General features: G+C 63.0%; 18 protein-coding genes and 1 tRNA gene. 11 read left to right on the forward strand and 8 right to left on the reverse strand.

Features of this window, described 5'->3' with window-relative positions:
* Positions 1 to 9: 9 nt before the first annotated feature.
* Entirely contained in the window at positions 10 to 438 is a 429-nt protein-coding gene (locus KIH76_RS03595) for a metallopeptidase family protein (RefSeq protein ID WP_219069343.1), read from the reverse strand.
* Between the two features lie 123 nt (positions 439 to 561).
* On the opposite strand from KIH76_RS03595, the gene KIH76_RS03600 reads away from it, so the two are divergent.
* Positions 562 to 1368 carry an HAD family hydrolase gene (locus KIH76_RS03600; protein ID WP_420829250.1) on the forward strand — a complete coding sequence of 269 codons (807 nt, stop codon included), beginning with the start codon at positions 562 to 564 and terminating at the stop codon, positions 1366 to 1368.
* 24 nt (positions 1369 to 1392) lie between these two features.
* Positions 1393 to 2055: a ComF family protein gene (locus KIH76_RS03605; RefSeq protein WP_236036800.1), complete on the forward strand. Its 663-nt coding sequence runs from the start codon at positions 1393 to 1395 to the stop codon at positions 2053 to 2055.
* A gap of 15 nt (positions 2056 to 2070) precedes the next feature.
* Here KIH76_RS03605 and KIH76_RS03610 read toward each other — a convergent pair whose 3' ends face one another.
* The 3 genes from KIH76_RS03610 to glgB all read right to left on the reverse strand — a co-directional run bounded on the left by KIH76_RS03610 (position 2071) and on the right by glgB (position 6254).
* On the reverse strand, positions 2071 to 3075 hold the full coding sequence (locus KIH76_RS03610) for a sensor histidine kinase (RefSeq protein ID WP_214373524.1): 1005 nt from the start codon (positions 3073 to 3075) through the stop codon (positions 2071 to 2073).
* A gap of 186 nt (positions 3076 to 3261) precedes the next feature.
* Positions 3262 to 3981 (reverse strand): response regulator transcription factor, encoded by a 720-nt coding sequence (locus KIH76_RS03615; protein WP_214373347.1) that lies wholly within the window; start codon positions 3979 to 3981, stop codon positions 3262 to 3264.
* Between the two features lie 17 nt (positions 3982 to 3998).
* Positions 3999 to 6254 carry a 1,4-alpha-glucan branching protein GlgB gene (gene glgB / locus KIH76_RS03620; RefSeq protein ID WP_214373348.1) on the reverse strand — a complete coding sequence of 752 codons (2256 nt, stop codon included), beginning with the start codon at positions 6252 to 6254 and terminating at the stop codon, positions 3999 to 4001.
* A 147-nt stretch (positions 6255 to 6401) separates the two neighbouring features.
* Between glgB and KIH76_RS03625 the strand changes: the two genes are divergently transcribed.
* Positions 6402 to 6998 (forward strand): CarD family transcriptional regulator, encoded by a 597-nt coding sequence (locus tag KIH76_RS03625; protein WP_214373349.1) that lies wholly within the window; start codon positions 6402 to 6404, stop codon positions 6996 to 6998.
* Between the two features lie 162 nt (positions 6999 to 7160).
* Positions 7161 to 7643, forward strand: a complete 483-nt coding sequence (gene ispF, locus KIH76_RS03630) for a 2-C-methyl-D-erythritol 2,4-cyclodiphosphate synthase (RefSeq protein WP_214373350.1) — start codon at positions 7161 to 7163, stop codon at positions 7641 to 7643.
* Here the strand turns inward: ispF and KIH76_RS03635 are convergent.
* The 3 genes from KIH76_RS03635 to KIH76_RS03645 all read right to left on the reverse strand — a co-directional run bounded on the left by KIH76_RS03635 (position 7621) and on the right by KIH76_RS03645 (position 10707).
* The gene (locus KIH76_RS03635; RefSeq protein WP_214373351.1) at positions 7621 to 8451 is read right to left on the reverse strand and encodes a metal ABC transporter permease; all 831 of its coding nucleotides are present in this window, start codon (positions 8449 to 8451) and stop codon (positions 7621 to 7623) included. The two genes, ispF and KIH76_RS03635, sit on opposite strands and share 23 nt — an antisense overlap.
* Before the next feature lie 6 nt (positions 8452 to 8457).
* Entirely contained in the window at positions 8458 to 9378 is a 921-nt protein-coding gene (locus KIH76_RS03640; RefSeq protein WP_214373352.1) for an ABC transporter ATP-binding protein, read from the reverse strand.
* 144 nt (positions 9379 to 9522) lie between these two features.
* The gene (locus KIH76_RS03645) at positions 9523 to 10707 is read right to left on the reverse strand and encodes a metal ABC transporter solute-binding protein, Zn/Mn family (protein WP_214373353.1); all 1185 of its coding nucleotides are present in this window, start codon (positions 10705 to 10707) and stop codon (positions 9523 to 9525) included.
* A 121-nt stretch (positions 10708 to 10828) separates the two neighbouring features.
* Here KIH76_RS03645 and KIH76_RS03650 point away from each other — a divergent pair, with 121 nt between their 5' ends.
* The 6 genes from KIH76_RS03650 to pyk all read left to right on the forward strand — a co-directional run bounded on the left by KIH76_RS03650 (position 10829) and on the right by pyk (position 19076).
* Positions 10829 to 11707 carry a bifunctional methylenetetrahydrofolate dehydrogenase/methenyltetrahydrofolate cyclohydrolase gene (locus tag KIH76_RS03650; protein ID WP_214373354.1) on the forward strand — a complete coding sequence of 293 codons (879 nt, stop codon included), beginning with the start codon at positions 10829 to 10831 and terminating at the stop codon, positions 11705 to 11707.
* A 129-nt stretch (positions 11708 to 11836) separates the two neighbouring features.
* Positions 11837 to 13309, forward strand: a complete 1473-nt coding sequence (rpsA, locus tag KIH76_RS03655; RefSeq protein WP_152358590.1) for a 30S ribosomal protein S1 — start codon at positions 11837 to 11839, stop codon at positions 13307 to 13309.
* A 143-nt stretch (positions 13310 to 13452) separates the two neighbouring features.
* Entirely contained in the window at positions 13453 to 14115 is a 663-nt protein-coding gene (gene coaE / locus KIH76_RS03660) for a dephospho-CoA kinase (protein ID WP_338023556.1), read from the forward strand.
* Between the two features lie 2 nt (positions 14116 to 14117).
* Entirely contained in the window at positions 14118 to 16229 is a 2112-nt protein-coding gene (gene uvrB / locus KIH76_RS03665; RefSeq protein ID WP_219069444.1) for an excinuclease ABC subunit UvrB, read from the forward strand.
* Between the two features lie 199 nt (positions 16230 to 16428).
* Positions 16429 to 17421, forward strand: coding sequence for a TerC family protein (locus tag KIH76_RS03670; protein ID WP_219069346.1), 993 nt, complete (start codon positions 16429 to 16431; stop codon positions 17419 to 17421).
* A gap of 212 nt (positions 17422 to 17633) precedes the next feature.
* Positions 17634 to 19076, forward strand: a complete 1443-nt coding sequence (gene pyk / locus KIH76_RS03675; protein ID WP_152358588.1) for a pyruvate kinase — start codon at positions 17634 to 17636, stop codon at positions 19074 to 19076.
* A gap of 126 nt (positions 19077 to 19202) precedes the next feature.
* Here the strand turns inward: pyk and KIH76_RS03680 are convergent, their stop codons facing one another.
* Positions 19203 to 19805 (reverse strand): NUDIX domain-containing protein, encoded by a 603-nt coding sequence (locus tag KIH76_RS03680; protein WP_219069348.1) that lies wholly within the window; start codon positions 19803 to 19805, stop codon positions 19203 to 19205.
* Positions 19806 to 19987: 182 nt separating this feature from the next.
* Between KIH76_RS03680 and KIH76_RS03685 the strand changes: the two genes are divergently transcribed.
* Positions 19988 to 20061: transfer RNA gene (locus KIH76_RS03685), tRNA-Leu, on the forward strand.
* The last annotated feature ends 3 nt before the right edge of the window (positions 20062 to 20064 follow it).

A 20064-nucleotide genomic window follows, 5' to 3' on the forward strand; every position in this document is an offset into this window, starting at 1 on the left:
GCGCGCCGGTCACAGCCCCCAGTCCGGGTCGATCTCCTCGGGACGGCGGCCGTAGAGATCTGCGATGCGTCCCACCAGCTCGTCGCGGATGATCAGCTGCATGTCCATACGGCTTCGCGCCACGGACTGAATCGGCATCCGATACAGCACGATGCGGGCCGGCACGCCGTGCGCCGCAGGAAAATACTGCGAGTTCAGATTCGGTTCCGGCTCCCACGGGGCCGGCTGTGACGGCGGCACGTCCTCCACGGCGAACTGCACCGGCTTGATCAGTTGCGGCCATGCGCCGTTCAGCCGACGGATCTGCGCGGCCACCATATCGTCGAACATACCGCTGCGCGTGCGATATCTGGGCAGACGGGTACCGAACATCGGCGTGCGTGTGCCGCGGCCGTGACGATTGCGATACACGCGGGCGTTCCAAGGAGCTTCGATCATGCCTACCACCATAGGCCCAGGCGGCGGCAAGCGGCGTCCTGAGCTCGCCGCGGCGTGCGTTAGGATACTGTCATCGGCGTTATCGCACGGCGCCGACGAACCGAGGGAAAGGCAAGCCGTATGATTCAGGTGCACGCATGGGCAGACCTTGATTATGACGTGCTCGTGCGCGATATGCGGGCCGTCGCCTTCGACCTCGACAACACGCTCGCCTCGTCCAAGCAGCCGATGTCGGCGGCGATGACCGATCGGTTCGCGGAACTGACCCATCGCACGACGGTGGCGGTCATCACCGGCGGACGATACGAGCTTGTGGTCAGCCAGGTGCTTGACGCGATCGGCGGCCGTGCGGATCGTTCCCGCATGCATCTCATGCCTACGGGCGGAAGTCGGTATTACCGCTGGCATGTGGATGACGACGGATGCGGCCGGTGGAAATGCGTGTACGCGCATGACCTGAGCGAGACGGATCGTCGCGCCGCCGCCGCGTCCGTGGAGACTCGGGCCCGGGAACTGGGATTGTGGGAGACCCGCGTATGGGGCGAGCGCATCGAGGACCGCGGCAGTCAGCTGACGTTCTCCGCGCTCGGCCAGCAGGCCCCGGAGACGGCCAAACGCTCCTGGGATCCGGACGATAAGAAGAAGAGGATGCTGGTCGCGGCGGTTTCCCGAGACCTGCCGCATCTGAAAGTACGATCGGGAGGCTATACCAGCATCGACATCTCCCTGCCGGGCATGGATAAATCGTTCGCGGTCCATGAATTGGCCCGCGTGCTCGGCGTTGAGGTCGGCGGCATCGTGTTCGTGGGGGATCGTATGAATCCGGGCGGCAACGACTATCCTGCCGCCGAGGCCGGCGCCTATGCCGTGCGTGTCGGCAGTCCGGATGACACGCTGCGTTTCCTCGAACGGCTGCTCGTACGCCTGTAAGCGTCGTGCGGGGACGGTGACGGCATGACGGTGTATGGTCTGGTTCGCGATATGGTGCTGCCGCGAGGATGTGCGGGATGCGATACGCCGGACGAGGTGCTGTGCGCCGGCTGCAGGGGCGGATTCAGCCACACCATATGCAGGTCGTTGCCCCTCACGGTGATGGGGGAGGGATATTCCTGCGCGAGCTACCGCGATACGGCACGTCACGCGATCCTGTCATGGAAGGATCATGGCGACGAGGAATGCGATGGCGTGTTCTCCTCGCTGCTCGCCGGTCTTGCGGTGCGTTGCGGTGCCGTGGACCGTAACGCACCGGTGACGTTGATTCCCGCCCCGTCATCCCGTTCGTCGATGGTCAGGCGTGGACGGTGGCATATGAGCACCGTGACCGGCCATATGGCGGCGACGCTTGTAGCACAGGGATATGCGGTCGATATGATGCCCGCGTTGCGTACCATGCTCGTGTCGACCAAATCGGTGCAGGCGGGAGGCGCGGCACAGCGAAGTCAACGCATCGCCGGCAATATCGCAGTGACCGGAGCGGATTCGATACGCGGACGGCGGACAATCGTGATCGACGACATCATGACCACCGGCGCGACGATGCGTCAATGTATCGCCGCGCTCGACCAGGCGGGGTGCAAGGTCATTACCGCGTTGAGCCTGGCCTCGGTGGAGCGATAGAAAACCGGCAGGGATTTAGGCCGCCGGATGGTACTTCGGCAGGGTGATCTCGAAATCGACGCCGCGTTCGTCATCCACCACGCGCACTGTGCCGCCATGCAGCTGAGCCGCCCATCGGGCGATGGACAGCCCCAGGCCGGTGCCGCCGGACTCGGTGCCGGGGCCGGCCTTGCCTTTGACGAACCTGCGAAAGATGTCCGCACGCTCGTCGGGGGGAATCTGCGATCCGAAATTGACCACATTGGTGACGATCATGCCATGATCGGTATCCTCATGGGCCTCCACCAGCACCGTGGTGCCGTCGAGGGAATGCTTCAGCGCGTTGGCGATGATGTTGGTGAACAGTTGGCGAAGACGATCCTGATCGCCTTCCATGCGGATGGATTCGTCGACGTTCATGATGATGTCGTGCGCATGCCCCGCATCGGCGATTTCGAGCGGTTTGATCGTTTCGTCGAGAAAATCGCGTACGTCGAACTCCTCGACATTGAGACTTGCCGCGCCGGCCTCCATGCGGGACAGATCGAGCAGATAGGCGATCAGATCACTCAGACGATGCGTCTGGTCAAGGATGCTTTCCAGATTGGCCGCAGACGGTTCGGTCACGCCATCGGCCATGTTCTCGACCATGGCCTGCAACGCCGAAACCGGCGTGCGTAGCTCGTGACTGACATTGGCGATCATGTCGAGTCGCATCTGATCGGCATACTGCAGTTCCTCGGCCATCTCGTTGAACGCCCGGGCGAGTCTGCCGATCTCGTCACTGCTGTCAGTGGCCAGATGCACACGCACCGTGTAGTCGCCGTCGGCCATGGCGTTCGCGGCGTCGCGCATCTGCCGCAGCGGGGCGATCAGTCCGCGGGAGAAGAAATACGTGATGCCCAATGCCACGACCAGGGTCAGCGGCATGGCGATCCAGCCGTTCCAGCCGAATTTGAGCAACAGCCACGACATGCCGAACGCAATCGCGGTGGCACTGGTAATGATGACACTCAGTTCCACTTTGAGCGACGAGAACATGCCAATCGGGCGTACGATACTACGATGAGACCGAGATGAGACGCCGGCCTTGCCGTTGCGGTCAAGACGACGGGATGAAGCGACTTCCGATACTTTGGTTATGGCCGAAGCGGCCTTCGGGGACGATGCCGTTCCCGAAGGCCGCTTGCTGATGTGCTGATGTGCCAATCGACTCACCTGTGACTGTCACTCGCTGGGAGGCTCGAACGCATAGCCCACGCCGTGCACGGTGCGGATCGTCTCCGAACCGAGTTTGTGGCGCAGGGCCTTGACGTGCGAATCGACGGTGCGGGTGCCCGAGGCATCGACCCAGTCCCACACCTCCTCGAGCAGCTTCTCGCGCGTGAGCACGGAGCGGGGCTTGCGCGCGAGCGTCGCCAGCAGGTCGAACTCCGTGGGGGTCAGATGAACCTGATCTCCGTTCATCGTCACGATGCGCTGTGCCGGATCGATAACCAGTGAACCGAAATCGAGAATCTTCTCGTTCTCGGAATTCTTGGCGATGACCTTCGCCCGCTCCACGCGGCGCAACAGGGCCTTGCACCTGGCGATCAGCTCTCGCATGGAGAACGGCTTGGTCATATAGTCATCCGCGCCGGCGCCCAGCCCGATGACCTTGTCGCTTTCGTCGTCGCGCGCGGTCAGGATCAGCACCGGCACCGGGCGTTCGGCCACGATGCGCTTGGTCGCCTCGAGACCGTCCATCACCGGCAGCATGATGTCCATGATCACCAGGTCGGGGCGTAGCTGCTTGGCGGCCTGCACGGCGCTCGCGCCGTCCGAGGCCACCCTTGCAGTCCAGCCTTCGGCCGTGATGCGCTGTGCGATGGCGGTGGCGAGCGTGGGCTCGTCCTCCACCACCAGCACCGTGCGCGGCGCCGTCGATCGCGTCGGAGTGTTCAGCATATTCGGAAAACCGCCTTTCAGTGTGTCGGTTCCAAGAATACCGCTCCCAACGCCGGAATCGTGAGTCTCGCGGACCATTCGCGCGAATGGAATTCGCCTGGCTCGGCCTCGAACGTGCCGTTGTGGATGTCGGAGCCGCCGTATTTGGCGTCGTCCGTGGTGAGCACCTCACGCCACTTGCCGCCCTTGGGCAGTGCGACCTGATAGTTCTCCCACGCCTCGCCGGAGAAGTTGACGACCACGACCATCTGCTCGCCCTTCGTGCCGATGCGCACGAAGCTGAGCGTGTTGTGGTCAGCGTCGTCGCTGGTAAGCCACTGGAAGCCGGCCGGATCGAAATCCTGGCTCCACAGGGCGGGAGACGCCTTGTACAGCTTGTTGAGATCGGCCACGAGCTTCTGCACTCCGCGGTGGTCGGGCCAGTCCAGCGCCGCCCAGTCGATGGAGCCGTCGTGGTCCCACTCGCCCCACTGCGCGATCTCATTGCCCATGAACGTGAGGTTCTTGCCCGGATGCGCCCACTGGTACGCGAAGAGCGAACGCACGCCGGCGTACTTCTGCCAGTCGTCGCCCGGCATCTTGCCGTACAGCGAACCCTTGCCGTACACGACCTCGTCGTGGCTGATCGGCAGCACGTAGTGCTCGGAATAGGCGTAGACCATCGAGAACGTGATCTCGCCGTGGTGCCACTTGCGGTTGATCGGCGTCTCGTGCAGGTACTGGAGCGTGTCGTGCATCCATCCCATGTTCCATTTGAGGCCGAATCCAAGGCCGCCCGCGTCGGTCGGGGCGGTGATGCCCGGATACGCGGTGGACTCCTCGGCGATCATCATCACGCCCGGGTTGTTCTTGTACGCGGTGGCGTTCGCCTCCTTGAGGAAGTCGATCGCTTCGAGGTTCTCGCGGCCGCCGTAGATGTTCGGGCGCCACTGGCCGGGCTGACGGCTGTAGTCGAGGTAGAGCATCGAGGAGACGGCATCCACGCGCAGCGCGTCGATATGGTACTCGTCAAGCCAGAAGCTCGCGTTGGCCACGAGGAAGTTGCGCACTTCGCGACGGCCGAAGTTGAACACGTAGGTGCCCCAGTCCGGGTGCTCGCCGCGCAGCGGGTCCGGATCCTCGTACAGCGGCGTGCCGTCGAAGCGCCCGAGCGCGAACGCGTCCTTCGGGAAATGTGCCGGCACCCAGTCCATGATCACGCCGATGCCGGCCTGATGCAGCTTGTCGACCAGATACTTGAAGTCGTCGGGGCCTCCGAGACGCGAGTCGACCGCGTAGTAGCCGGTGACCTGGTATCCCCACGAGCCGGAGAACGGGTGCTCCGCCAGCGGCATGAACTCCACGTGCGTGAAGCCCTCCTGCTCGACGTACGGCACCAGCTTGTCGGCCAGTTCGCGGTAGTTGGCAACGTCCTTGCGCCAGCTGCCGGCATGCACCTCGTAGATGCTCACCGGGCCGTCGTGCGGATTCGTCTTGCGACGCTTGTCCATCCATGCCTTGTCGGCCCACTCATGATCCGAGTCCACGACGATCGAGCCGGTCGCCGGCGGGATCTCGTGGGAACGCTCCATCGGGTCGGCCTTCATGACCCATTCGTAGTTGGCGTTGAGGATCTCGTACTTGTAGACCTCGCCGGCCTCGACGCCCGGGATGAAGAGCTCCCACACGCCCGAGGAACCGAGTTCACGCATGGCGTGGCGACGGCCGTCCCAGCTGTTGAAGTTGCCGACGACGCGCACCGCATGAGCATTCGGAGCCCAGACCGCGAATGCGGTGCCGACCAGCGGCTTGCCGGCGGTGCCGTCGGACGAGCCCATCGGGTCGTCGAAACGGCGCACGTGAGCGCCCAGCGCCTCCCACAGGCGCTCGTGGCGGCCTTCGCCGAACAAGTAGGTGTCCATATCGCCGATCGTGGGCAGATAACGGTACGGATCATCCTCGACGACGCTCTCGCCCAGTGCGTACACGGTGCGCACGCGGTAGTCCGGCACGGCGAATCCGTCGTCGGTCCGTTCTGCCGGCATGACGGTGACGAACACGCCGTTGTGCTCGTGCAGGGCCTCGTACGAGCCGTGCTGCGTGAGGATGGACACGGCCTTGGCCATCGGGCGCAACACGCGCACCGTCACCTCGCCCGCATGCTCGCCCGTGCCGAGATGCCCGCCGAGCACCTCATGGGGGTTGTAGAAGGTGGCGTTGCTGACCGCGTCCAGATCGCCCTGGGCCACGGGCACAGCAACAGAATCGTCGTTGATGTTCGTATGTGTAGCCATACTTCAGAAGTGTAAAACGACACCGCCGAAAAGTGGGCATTGTGGTGTGTCGTACCGGTTCGACGGCGCGTCGTGCTGCCGAATATGATGCCGTCCACGGCATATGACATACTTATCAGGTTTGTTCTAGGCTCTCACGGAGGATTCATGGCTTACAAGGTCGGCGATATGGTTGTCTATCCGCGGCATGGCGCGGCGAAGGTGGAGGCCATTACCGAGCGGACGGTGAAGGGCGTGACGAGGCAATATCTCCAGCTGTCCGTGCTGTCTTCCGATGGTCTGGTCATCAACGTGCCGGTGGAGAACGCCAAGAAGGTGGGCGTGCGTGACATCGTCGACGCCAACGAGGTTGCCAAGGTGTTTGAGATCCTGCGCACCCCGATCGTCGAAAAGGAAATGAACTGGTCGCGCCGCTACAAGCTGAACGTGGAGAAGATCGCGACCGGCGACGTCAACAAGATCGCCGAGGTGGTGCGCGACCTCGCCCAGCGCGACGTGGACGACCACGGTTTGTCGGCCGGCGAGAAGCGCATGCTCACCAAGGCCCGTAGCATCCTGACCTCCGAGATCGCGTTGAGCGAGAACCTCTCGGACGACGACGCACAGCGTCTGTTGGACGTCAACCTCGGCTATGCCGAGCCTCAGCCGGGGGACGACAAGCATCACACGCTCGCCCCGGAGGAGCCGGCTTCCCAGACCCTCGCCCGCATTGAGGCCGAAGGCAAGAAATCCAAGCGCAAGTAAGCGTAATCGTGTGATTTTTCGTTTTGCATAAACGGACGAAGGGCGGTTCGGATATCATGTGAGCGGTATCCGATCCGCCCTTCTTGCTTGTTTGATACCGGATATTCGCCGGTTGCCGGGCGGACACGATCAGACCGTTGAATGAGATGAAAGGATCCGTACATGCTGATAGGACAGGGATTCGACGCACATCGGTTCGCCGCCCCCGACTCTGGGCGGCCATTATGGTTTGCCGGACTGCTGTGGGACAGCGCCGGCATCGAAGGGGATTCGGACGGCGACGTCGCCGCACACGCCCTGATCGACGCGTTGCTGTCCGCGGCCCATCTGGGAGACATCGGCACACTGTTCGGCGTCGGTGCGCAATCCGCCGGGGCCGGTCGCCACGGTGCCGACATGCTTCGCGAAACCGTCGCGTATCTGCGTTCGCATGGCTATGCTCCCGAAAGCGCCAGCGTCGCGCTGGTCGGCAACCGTCCGAAAATCGGCCCGCGCCGCGCCGAGGCCGAACAGGCGTTGTCCGAAGCGGTCGGCTGCCAGGTCTCCCTGACCGCCACCACCACCGACGGCATGGGCTTCACCGGCCGTGGCGAAGGCATCGCCGCCATCGCATCAGCCTTGGTCAGCCCCTGCGACGGGCGCTGACCAGTTTGGCGATTGCCCAGAACAGGGTGGACAGGGTCACGATGATGAAGCTCGGGGGAGCGGGGAACATCGCGGCCAGCACCAGGCCTCCCCAGATCGCCGCCAGACACAGTGCGCTCGCCATCACCATCGCACGCAGGGGCGAACCGGCGAGGATGTTCGCGGTCGCAGCCGGCGTGATCACCAGCGCGAAGATCAACAACGTGCCTACGGCCGGCACGGCGATCGTGATCACTCCGGCCATGATCGCCATGAACGCGACGTTCATCGCGCCGATCGGCACGCCCTTGGCCTGGGCGACCTGTTCATCCACCGAACTGAACAGCAGTGGCCGGTAGATCACGGCCAGCACCGCCAGCAGCAGCGCGTCGAAGATTGCGAATCCGATGATCTGACCGTCGGTGATCGTCAGGATTGAGCCGAACAGGATCGATTGCATTTGCTGGGATGCCGAACTGGACAGCCGTGCGAAGAACAGGCCCAGGCCGGTGGCGAACGCGAGCACGGTGCCGGTCGCGATCTCGCGTTGCGAGGCGCGTTTGCCGAGCGCGCCGATTACCAGAGCGCCGCCCAACGCGAAGACGCCGAGACCGAGTGAGACGGGCAGCCCCAGCAGCACCGCGCCGGTCGCGCCCGGCAGTCCGATGTGCGCGAGCGCGTGCGCGGCGAACGTGGACTGGCGGGCGATCGTGAAATAGCCCATCACGCCGGCCGCGACTGCGATGCACAATCCGGCGAGGAAGGCGTTCGTCATGAACGGCGCGGTGAGCGTGTACATCCAATCCGGGTCAAACGAGAAATCGATCATCGTGAATCAGCCTCTCTTCTCTGCCGCAGTCGTCGCATCCGTTGTGTTCGTCGCAGCGTCGGGATGATGGTGGTGGAATTCGGCCACTTCGGCCGGATTGTGCGTGTCCAGAATCGTATCGGGGCGTTCGTCCGCGCTGGGGGTGACGAACATGTCGCCTTGCGGGGTGGTGATGACCTGCACCTGCGTGCCGTAGAGGTGCGTGAGCAGCGACGAGTCGAGCACCTGGTTCATCGCCGCGTAGTGCGGGTGGCCGTCGAGCAGGTAGATCGCGCCGGTGAGGATCGGCAGCAGCATGTTGAGGTCGTGCGCGACGACCTGGATCGTCATGCCGAGTTCCTGGTTGAGGCGCGCAAGCACATGCACGACGGAACGCTGGCTGGCCAGGTCGAGGTTGGCGAGCGGCTCGTCGAGCATGAGCAGCTTCGGGTCGGAGACGAGCGCCTGCGCGATGGCGACGCGCTGGCGCAGGCCGCCGGACAGTTCGGACAGTCGCAGGTGTGCCTTGTCGGCGATGCCGGTGAACGTCATGGCTTCGCGCACTTTGGCCTTCTGCTCCTTGGTGACGAAGTGGATGCCGAAGCGGGTGCCGGTCAGTCCGAGCAGCACCGATTGTTCGGCGGTGAGGTTCGAGTCGATGTCGGACGTGTAGCTTTGCGGCACGTAGCCGATCTGCCGGTTCGCGGAGCCTGCCGGGCGCCCGAGGATCGTGATCGAGCCGGCGGCGAGCGGCAGCAGTCCCAGCTCGGCCTTCATCATCGTGGTCTTGCCGGTGCCGTTCGTGCCGACGATCGCGGTGACCGATCCGGTCGGAATGGAAAAGGTGCCGTGCTGCCAGATCGTGCGGCCGCCGCGTGTCACCGCCGCATCGTGAAAGACGATGGCGTCCGCCTGCGCATCGTTTCCGTTGATGATGTCGTTCGTCATGATTCCGTCGTTTCCGTATGTCCTGCCATATATGGCTTACCGGAACGGATTATGACAAATGACGTTGACAATCATTCTCAATAACGTGAGATGAGACAGCATGGTCGCGATGGGCGAGCATGAACCATGCTGACAGCAATCGAATTACTTGCCGGGATCGGGCTGTGTGTCGTTCGACGATGTGCCGGCATCGCTGGAATCGGACTTGGAATCGTCGGACGAGCCGGACGAATCGGACGAATCGGACGACGACGGGGCCTTGCAGGCCGCCGTGCCGGACGTAGATGACGAATCGTCGTCCGACGAAGTGCCCGCATCGCTCTTGCCGTCGGAGGAAGCGTCCGTGTCCGCATCGCCCGAACCGTTCGTATCCGTGCCGTCGGTGCCTTCGTCCGTCGTGCAGACTGTCAGCAGATCGGTGATGCCGTCGACCAGCGAGTCGATCCAGTCGGTCAGGTCGCTCTTGTTTTCCGGCATCTGCTCGCTGACATCGAACACCGGGATATCGGAACGGCCAGCGGTGCCGGTGATCATGTTGGTCGCGTCGGACGCCTCCTGCGTGTTGTTGACCAGCAGGTCGACGTCCTTGTCCTCAAGCAGCTTCTGGAACTCCTGCAGATCCGCGGGAGCCGCTTCGCCCTCGGCGGCGGCCGATGCGGCGTAGCCTTGTGGCGTCTTGTCGGTGAAGCCCATGTCGCTCATCAGATAGTAGGCAACGGATTCGGTCGCGGCATAGGAGGCGTCCTTATGGGCGGCGGCGAACTCGTCCATCTTCTGCTCGACGGATTGCTCGTCCTGTTGCCAGGCCTTGTACCGCTTGGTGAAGTCGGCCTTCTTGCTCGGCAGCGCCTTCGAGAACGCGTTGACCAGTTCCTTGGCCATGCCGCTGCGGGCGTCCTTTGAGAACCACAGGTGTGGGTTGTCGCCTTCCATCGCGCCCACGATCTGCGCGGCGGATACCGTCACCGTCTTGCGGCCGACGCTTTTCGATGCCCATGTGTCGTAGCCGGCGCCATTGACCACCACGATCTGCGCCTTCGAGATCTTGGCCACGTCGGAGGTCTTCGGTTCGAAATCGTGTGCGTCGACGCTGGTGGAACTCAGAATCGACGTAACGTTTACATCGTCGCCGCCGATCTGCTTGGCGAGCGAGCCCCACTGGTTGATTGACGAGATCACCTCGATCGGACCGCTGGTCTCTTCCTGGGATGGTGTCTGGGGTTCGGCTTGCGGATCGGGTGCCGTGCCGCAGCCGCCGGTCGCGGACATCAGCGCGACGGCGAGCAGCCCCGCGAACGCCTTCACTACACGGGATCCACGAATATCCATATTGACCAGCCTCTCCGTCAAGTTGTCCGATTGTCCGAATGCCGCAGCGAACGCCGTCATTGACTGCAATCCACGATAGCCTAACGCTAAGGCAAAGCAACCCGACACAGGAGGCAGACTCATGGCTATCAGACTCGATGGCAAGCAGACGGCGGCGGACATCAAGCACAATCTGGCCGAGCGCGTGTCGCGGCTGAAGGAACGCGGCATCGAGCCCGGACTCGGCACGCTGCTGGTCGGCCAGGACGCCGGCTCGGTCAAGTACGTGGCCGGCAAGCATGCCGACTGCGCCGAGATCGGCGTGCGGTCCATTAAGCACGAGCTGCCGGCCGACGCGAGCTTCGACGACATCGCGGCCGTCGTGCGCGAGATGAACGACGATCCGACCTGCACCGGCTACATCGTCCAGCTGCCGCTGCCCAAGGGCATCGACGAGAACGCGATCATCGACCTGATCGACCCGGCCAAGGACGCGGACGGCATGCACCCGTACAACCTCGGCGAACTCGTGCTGCACGTGCGCGGCGAGATCACGACCCCGCTGCCGTGCACCCCGCGCGGCGTCATCGAGCTGCTCGGCGCGTACGACATCGACCTCAACGGCAAGGAGGTGTGCGTGCTCGGCCGCGGCATCACCATCGGACGCACGATCGGCCTCATGCTCACGCGCCGCGCCGTCAACGCGACCGTCACACTGTGCCACACCGGCACGCGCGACGTGGCCGACCACATGCGCCGCGCCGACGTGATCGTCGCCGCGATGGGCTCGGCCGGATTCGTCAAGCCGGACATGATCAAGGATGGTGCGATCCTGCTCGACGTCGGCGTCTCGCGCGTCTTCGACGAGGAGGCCGGTCGTTGGCGTGTCAAGGGCGACGTGGACAAGGCGTGCTACGACAAGGCATACGCCTATTCGCCCAACCCGGGCGGTGTCGGCCCCATGACCCGTGCCATGCTCCTCGCCAACGTCGTCGAAATGGCCGAACGCCAGCTTGGCTGACGGCTTGCGACACGCCCGAAATATATGGGCAGGGCTACCGGTATTGTTGAGACTTGCGCGTGCGCCAGCATGCGCGCAATAACTGAAGAACGATTTTATCCACCAACTAGTTATTAAGAAACCACATTAATGGCAGAGAACAATAACGAAGTCGCCAAGGTCGCCATCAACGACATCGGCACCGAAGAGGACTTCATCAAGGCAGTCGATTCCACCATCAAGAACTTCGATGATGGTGATCTGGTCGAGGGTACCGTCGTCAAGGTCGATCGTGACGAGGTCCTGGTCGACATCGGCTACAAGACCGAGGGTGTGATCCCCTCCCGCGAACTTTCCATCAAGAAGGATGTCGATCCGGACGAGGTCGTCGAGGTCGGCGATCCGATCGAGGCCCTTGTCGTCACCAAGGAAGACAAGGAAGGCCGTCTGATCCTGTCCAAGAAGCGTGCTCAGTACGAGCGTGCCTGGGGCGACATCGAGAAGATCAAGGAAGCTGACGGCGTTGTTGAGGGCACCGTAATCGAAGCCGTCAAGGGCGGCCTCATCGTGGACATCGGCCTGCGCGGCTTCCTGCCGGCGTCGCTGGTCGAAATGCGCCGCGTCCGTGATCTTTCCCCGTACATCGGCCAGAAGATCAAGGCCAAGATCCTGGAGCTCGACAAGAACCGCAACAACGTGGTCCTGTCCCGCCGCCAGTACCTCGAGGAGACCCAGTCCGAAGTGCGCGAGACCTTCCTCTCGCAGCTCAAGAAGGGCCAGATCCGCGAAGGTGTTGTCTCCTCCATCGTCAACTTCGGCGCGTTTGTCGATCTCGGTGGCGTTGACGGCCTGATCCACGTCTCCGAGCTGTCCTGGAAGCACATCGACCACCCGTCCGAGGTCGTCAAGGTCGGCGACAAGGTTACCGTCGAGGTCCTCGACGTCGATCTGGACCGCGAGCGCATCTCCCTGTCGCTCAAGGCCACCCAGGAGGATCCGTGGCAGCGCTTCGCTCGCACCCACGTCCCCGGCCAGATCGTCAAGGGCAAGGTCACCAAGATCGTCCAGTTCGGCGTGTTCATCTCCGTTGAGGACGGCATCGAGGGCCTGGTGCACATCTCCGAGCTCGCGAACCGTCACGTCGAGAACCCGGAGACCGTCGTCAAGCCGGGCGAAGAGGTGTTCGTCAAGGTGATCGACGTCGATCTCGATCGTCGCCGCATCTCCCTGTCCCTCAAGCAGGCCAACGACTCCGTCGATCCGAACTCCGAGGACTTCGATCCGGCGCTGTACGGCATGCCGGCCGAGTACGACGAGGAAGGCAACTACAAGTATCCGGAAGGCTTCGACCCGAACACCAACGAGTGGATCGCCGGCTACGAGAAGCAGCGCGAGGAGTGGGAGGCCCAGTACGCGGCCGCCCACGACCTGTGGGAGCAGCACAAGGCGTTCGTCGCCAAGGAGCTGGAGAACGCCGCTGCTTCGGCCGCCGAGGATGGTCAGGCTCCGAAGGAGGAGAAGGTCGAGGAGACCTCCAACTACTCTTCCGAGTCCACCTCCACCGGCACCCTCGCCGACTCCGATCAGCTCGCCGCCCTGCGCGACCAGCTGCTCGGCAAGTGAGCATCGCCTGAACGAGAAGAAGTGATTCAGTACTGATCCATCGGTCTGAATGAGAAGCCCGATCCCTATGGGGTCGGGCTTCTTGCGTATATGCCGAGGCGCGTGGCCGTCACGGTGGTTCGTCTCGCGCTACCATGTGAGACGTGATAGTGAGGATCGGACTGACCGGTGGGATTGCGGCTGGCAAAAGCACGGTGGCACGACGGTTGCGCGAGCTTGGCGCGGCGGTGATCGACTATGATGCGTTGGCTCGACTGGTCGTCGCCCCCGGCGGGGATGGTCTGCGCAGGATCGTCGACGAGTTCGGCCCGGACGCGTTGACCGATGATGGCGAACTGAACCGTGCATGGATGGCGGCGCATGTGTTTGGGACACATGCACCGGCAGGTGCGCGGGAGCGTCTCGATGCGATCGAACATCCGTTGATCTATGACGAAGCGGCGAGGGCGGAACGCGAGGCGATTGCCGCGTTCGATCGTGCCGGTGCCGGTGCCGGTGCCGACAACGGTGACGGGACGCTGGTCGTCGTGCATGATGTGCCGCTGCTGGCCGAGGTGATCGGGACGATTCCGTTCCGGTTCGACCATATCGTGACGGTCGAGGCGCCGGTCGACGTACGCATCGCGCGCATGATGGGGGAGCGCGGCATGAGCCGCGAACAGGCCGAAGGACGCATTCGGCATCAGAGCGATGAGGCGACGCGCCGAGGAATCGCCGATATCGTAGTGGATTCCACACAATCTATAGAACAAATGTTCGATATTGTTGATAGGCTGTATGTCAACTGGATCAGCCGGAAGGAGTAATGATGGGCTTCAATATCGAACGATCGAACAAGCCGTTCGTCGTCAAGTCGCCGTACAAGCCATCCGGCGACCAGCCGCAGGCCATCGAGGAACTGGCCACACGCATCGAGAACGGCGAGAACGACGTCGTGCTCATGGGCGCGACCGGCACCGGCAAGACCGCGACGACCGCATGGCTGATCGAACGGTTGCAGCGGCCGACGCTCATCATCGAACCGAACAAGACGCTGGCCGCGCAGCTGTGCGCCGAGTTCCGCGAACTCATGCCGGACAACGCGGTGAGCTACTTCGTGAGCTACTACGACTACTACCAGCCCGAGGCGTATATCCCGCAGACCGACACCTACATCGAGAAGGACTCCAACATCAACGACGATGTGGAACGTCTGCGCCACGCCGCCACCGCGAACCTGCTGACCCGGCGCGACTGCGTGGTCGTCGCCACCGTGTCTTGCATCTATGGCCTCGGCACGCCGGAGGAATACGCCGGGCGCATGCTGTTCCTCAAGGAGGGGCAGGAGATCAACCGCGACGATCTGCTGCGCCAGTTCGTCGCCATGCAGTACAAACGCAACGACATCGCGTTCACGCGCGGTACGTTCCGCGTGCGCGGCGACACCGTCGAGATCATTCCCGTCTACGAGGAGCTGGCCATCCGCATCGAGTTCTTCGGCGACGAGATCGACCGCATCTCCACCCTGCACCCGCTGACCGGCGACGTGATCGATCACGAGAGCGAAGTGCACATCTTCCCGGCCTCGCATTACGTGGCCGGCCCCGAGCGCATGGAACGGGCTCTCAAGACCATCCAGCAGGAGCTGGACGAGCGCACCGCTCAGCTGCGCAAACAGGGCAAGGAGCTCGAGGCGCAACGGCTCACCATGCGCACCACCTATGACCTCGAGATGCTCGCACAGGTGGGCGTATGCTCCGGCGTGGAGAACTATTCACGGCATTTCGACGGCCGCGCTCCCGGCACGCCGCCGCACACGCTGCTCGACTTCTTCCCCGACGACTTCCTGCTCGTCATCGACGAATCCCACGTGACCGTGCCGCAGATCGGCGCGATGTACGAAGGCGACGCCTCACGCAAGCGCACGCTCGTGGACTTCGGGTTCCGCCTGCCGTCCGCGATGGACAACCGGCCGCTCAAATGGCCGGAGTTCCTGGAACGCGTCGGACAGACCGTCTACCTGTCCGCCACGCCCGGCGACTACGAACTGGGGCTGTCCGACGGCGTGGTCGAACAGATCATCCGACCGACCGGCCTGCTGGACCCGAAGGTCGAAGTGCGCCCCACCAAAGGGCAGATCGACGACCTGCTTGCCGAGATCAAGGATCGCGTCGCCAAACACGAGCGAGCGCTCGTGACGACCCTGACCAAGAAAATGGCCGAGGATCTGACTGACTACCTGCTCGAACGCGGAATCAAGGTCGAATACCTGCATTCCGACGTGGACACGCTGCGGCGCGTCGAACTGCTGCGAGAGCTGCGCGAAGGCAAGATCGACGTGATCGTCGGCATCAACCTGCTGCGCGAGGGCCTCGATCTGCCGGAGGTGTCGCTCGTGGCGATCCTTGACGCCGACAAGGAGGGCTTCCTGCGTTCGTATCGTTCGCTTATCCAGACGATCGGCCGCGCGGCGAGAAACGTGTCCGGCACGGTCATCATGTACGCCGACGAGACGACCGACGCGATGCACAAGGCCATCGATGAGACCGAACGCCGCCGCGCCAAGCAGATCGCGTACAACAAGGAACATCACATCGACCCGAAGCCGCTGATCAAGAAGATCAGCGACGTCAACGACATGCTTGCCAAGGAGGACGTGGATACGCAGACGTTGCTGGCCGGCGGATACCGCAACGCCGGCAAGGCCGGCAACACGCATCTCGGCGTGCCGACGCTCGACAAGGACGAGGCCGACAAGCGGCATGAGGAGATCCTCAAGGCCGGGCTGCCGGCGCAGGACCTCGCCGACCTGATCCGCCAGCTGAGCGAACAGATGCACACCGCCGCCGAACAGCTCCAGTTCGAGCTGGCCGCCCGCCTACGCGACGAGATCCGCGATCTCAAAAAAGAACTCAGGGGGATGACCGAGGCGAATAAGTGAGCCTCGGTAGCAGCGAGCAGCGGTAGCGTCGCGAGCGTCGCATGTGATGCCGAGGCAAATAAGTGAACTTCGGCCCCGGCTCGGGACCGGGTGCACGCTCCCTCAGTCAGCCTGCGGCTGCCAGCTCCCTCAGCCGAGGGAGCCGAGGCTCGCTATGCTCGCTGAAGTAGCGTCAGCGCCTGTTCATATGCTGGGAGTCATGTCTGAAACCCCTGTAGTGTTTATGGTCGCCACGTTCGTGGTGCTCGCGGCGTTCTTCGTCGTGGATCTGTTCGTCATCGGGCGCAAACCGCACGTGCCGTCCACCAAGGAGTGCCTGCAGCATATCGCGTTCTTCGTGGTCGCCGCCCTGATCTTCGGCGGCATCATGTGGGCCGTCGCCGGTTCCAAGCCGGCCATCGAGTTCTATTCCGGCTGGCTTACCGAATACTCGCTGAGCATCGATAACCTGTTCGTGTTCGTCATCATCATGTCGAACTTCGCTGTGCCGAAAGTCCTGCAGAAGTACGTGCTGTCGGTCGGCATCACCGTCGCTCTGATCCTGCGCGGCATCTTCATCCTCATCGGCGCCGCGCTCATCGAACGGTTCACCTGGATCTTCTTCCTCTTCGGCGCGTTCCTCATCGTCACCGCGATCAAGCTCGTCACTGGCGGCGACGATGACGAGGAATACCATGAGAACGGCATCATCAAGGCCTTGCGCAAGGTCATGAGGATCTCCGACGAATACGACGGCGAGAAGCTGCGCACCGAGAAGAACGGCGTCAAGTACTTCACCCCGATGCTCGTCGTGTTCCTCGCCATCGGTACCACCGACGTCATGTTCGCCTTCGACTCGATCCCCGCGATCTTCGGCCTGACCAAGGACCCGTTCATCGTGTTCACCTCCAACGTGTTCGCCCTGCTCGGCCTGCAGCAGCTTTACTTCCTGCTTGGCGCGCTGCTCGACAAGCTCGTCTACCTGCCGCTTGGTCTGTCCATCGTGCTCGGCTTCATCGGCATCAAGCTCATCATGGAGGCGCTGCACGGCAATTCGCTGCCGTTCCTCAACGGCGGACAGCCCATCGCATGGGTGCCGGAGGTGCCGACGTGGTTGTCGCTCGCGGTTATCATCCTGGCGATCGGCGGGGCCGCCGTGGCCAGCGTGCTCAAGATGAAGTCGCTGGAAACCACGGACGCCAAGAACGCGTGATGAACTGTTGCTGAACAGTGCGGAACCCGTTGCATGAACCCTTGTCGTGCAACGGGTTTTGCATTATCCGGTGGCTTTGCGTTACAATATTGTGAGCGCTCACAACACACCGCAAAAAACAGTGGCCGTGTTCGTCGTGTGCTAGTAGACTGAACCTCGGCAGCCGGGCCATCCCGGGTCCGGCAAAACAAGATAGGAATAGGCAGGCATTCATGCGTAAAGCCAAGATCGTTGACACCATCGGTCCCGCGACCGAATCTCTCGAGGGCATCACCAAGCTCGTCGAAGCGGGTATGGACGTCGCTCGTCTGAACCGCTCCCACGGCACCCCGGAGGATCACCTTCGCGTCTACAACAACGTGCGCGAAGCCTCCAAGGCCACCGGTCGCAACGTCGCTGCGCTGGTCGACCTTCAGGGCCCGAAGATCCGCTGCGGCTGGTTCAAGAAGAACGCCGAGGGCGAGGACAAGGTCCAGCTCCAGCTTGGCCAGGAGTTCATCATCACCACCGATGATGTCGAAGGCGACGAGCACATCACCTCCACCACCTTCAAGGGCCTGCCGGGCGATTGCCACCCGGGCGACCCGATCCTGATCGACGACGGCAAGGTCCGCCTCGAGGTCACCAAGGTCGAGGGCAACAACGTGTACACCAAGGTTGTCGTGGCCGGTCCGGTGTCCTCCCACAAGGGCATCAACCTGCCGGGTGTCGCCGTTTCCCTGCCGGCCCTGACCGAGAAGGACGAGGCCGATCTGCGTTGGGCCATCCGCACCGGCGCCGACATCATCGCCATGTCCTTCGTGCGCTTCGCGACCGACATCGACCGCGCCCACGAGATCATGGACGAGGAAGGCCGCCGCATCCCGATCGTCGCCAAGATCGAGAAGCCGCAGGCCCTCGAGAACCTCGAGGAGATCGTCAAGACCTTCGACGGCGTCATGGCCGCCCGTGGCGACATGGCCGTCGAGTGCCCGCTCGAAGAGGTCCCGCTGGCCACCAAGCGCATCATCGAGCTGGCCCGCCAGTACGCCAAGCCGGTCATCGTGGCCACCGAAGTCCTCGGCTCCATGGTCCACTCCCCGGTGCCGTCTCGCGCTGAGGCCTCTGACTGCGCCAACGCCGTCCTCGACGGCGCCGACGCGACCATGACCTCCAACGAGACCGCCGTCGGCGAGTACCCGACCGAGACCGTCGCCACCATGTCCCGCATCTCCGGCTTCGCCACCGAGCACGGCTTCGACCGCATCCCGGAGCTGAAGAACCTCGACATGTCCTCCACCGGTGCCGTCTCCTCCGCCGCCGTCGACCTGGCCGACAAGCTCAACGCCAAGGCCATCGTCGCCTACACCCAGACCGGCAACACCGTGCACCGCGTCTCCCGCGAGCGCCCGGCCGCCCCGATCTACGGCATTACCAACAACGAGCACACCTACCACTGGCTCGCGCTGTCCTGGGGCACCGAGGCGTTCTACGTCCCGGAGGACTACCACGATAAGTCCCGCAAGGATCTCATGGCTTACACCGACACCATCCTCAAGAAGGCCGGTAAGGTCTCCGATGGCGACAAGATCGTCGTGCTGAGCTCCGCTCAGGGTGAGCACTCCGCCGGCTCCACCGACACCATCTACGTGCACACCGTCGGCAACGCCGAGTGAGCGTAGCGGTATCGCGCTAGTGTCCATCGCATAGAACGAAGGAACCCCATCCACAGCGGATGGGGTTCCTTCGTTTGTTTCGAGCATCGGATGATGCCGAACGACAATGCCGAATCGCCGGATCGATCACTGGCCGAGGTTGTGATTCGGCGCGGTGTACAGGCGCAGAATCGCGATGATCGTCTTGGCGTCCACGATCGTGCCGTTGACTACCATCTGGTATGCCTCATCCAACGAATACAGGCGAACGTCAGGGCGGGGCGTCTCCGGGCCGAAATCACCGCGGCTGACCGGGGTCAGGTTCGTGGCGAAGAACAATGCCGTATGATGCGCCGCGAAACTCGGCATGTTGAGGAAGCGGGAGAACTGCACGTAGCTGGTCGCCGTGAATCCGGCCTCCTCATGCAGCTTGCGCTTGGCCACCTCGAGGGCGGGCTCGTTCGGATCGTTGGCGTGGCCTCCCGGGATCTCCAACGTCCAACGATGGGTCGGGATGCGGTACTGCTCGACCAGCGGGATGCGACCGTCGTCCGTCATGGCAAGCACGCCGACGCCGTCGCCGTTGTTGCCTTGCAGTACGAACCGGTCGAACTGACCGGCTTTCGGCGTGGACAGCGACACCTGATCGACGTTGAAATAATGGGTGGCGACGATCTGTTTGCGCGATTCCTCCTTGAGCGGCGATGTGCGCCACGGATCGAACTGACGATAGGTCTGCGAATCGTTCATGACTACCTCCTTGTATGGCATTTGAACTACCTCTATGGCATATTGTATGGCATTAGCTGCGATCCGTGCCATTGCGCCGACAACGAATCGCCGCACGAGACGTGTGATTCATGCCACGCCGAACCATGCGGCAACTCGCCGCAGTCGTAAACCTGTGCTATTCTTCCGTAGGTGCGCATAACGCCCTCGTATCCCAATTGGTAGAGGAAGCAGCCTCAAAATCTGCGCAGTGTGGGTTCGAGTCCCACCGAGGGCACGC

Source organism: Bifidobacterium simiiventris (assembly GCF_019331715.1).
Classification (GTDB): domain Bacteria; phylum Actinomycetota; class Actinomycetes; order Actinomycetales; family Bifidobacteriaceae; genus Bifidobacterium; species Bifidobacterium simiiventris.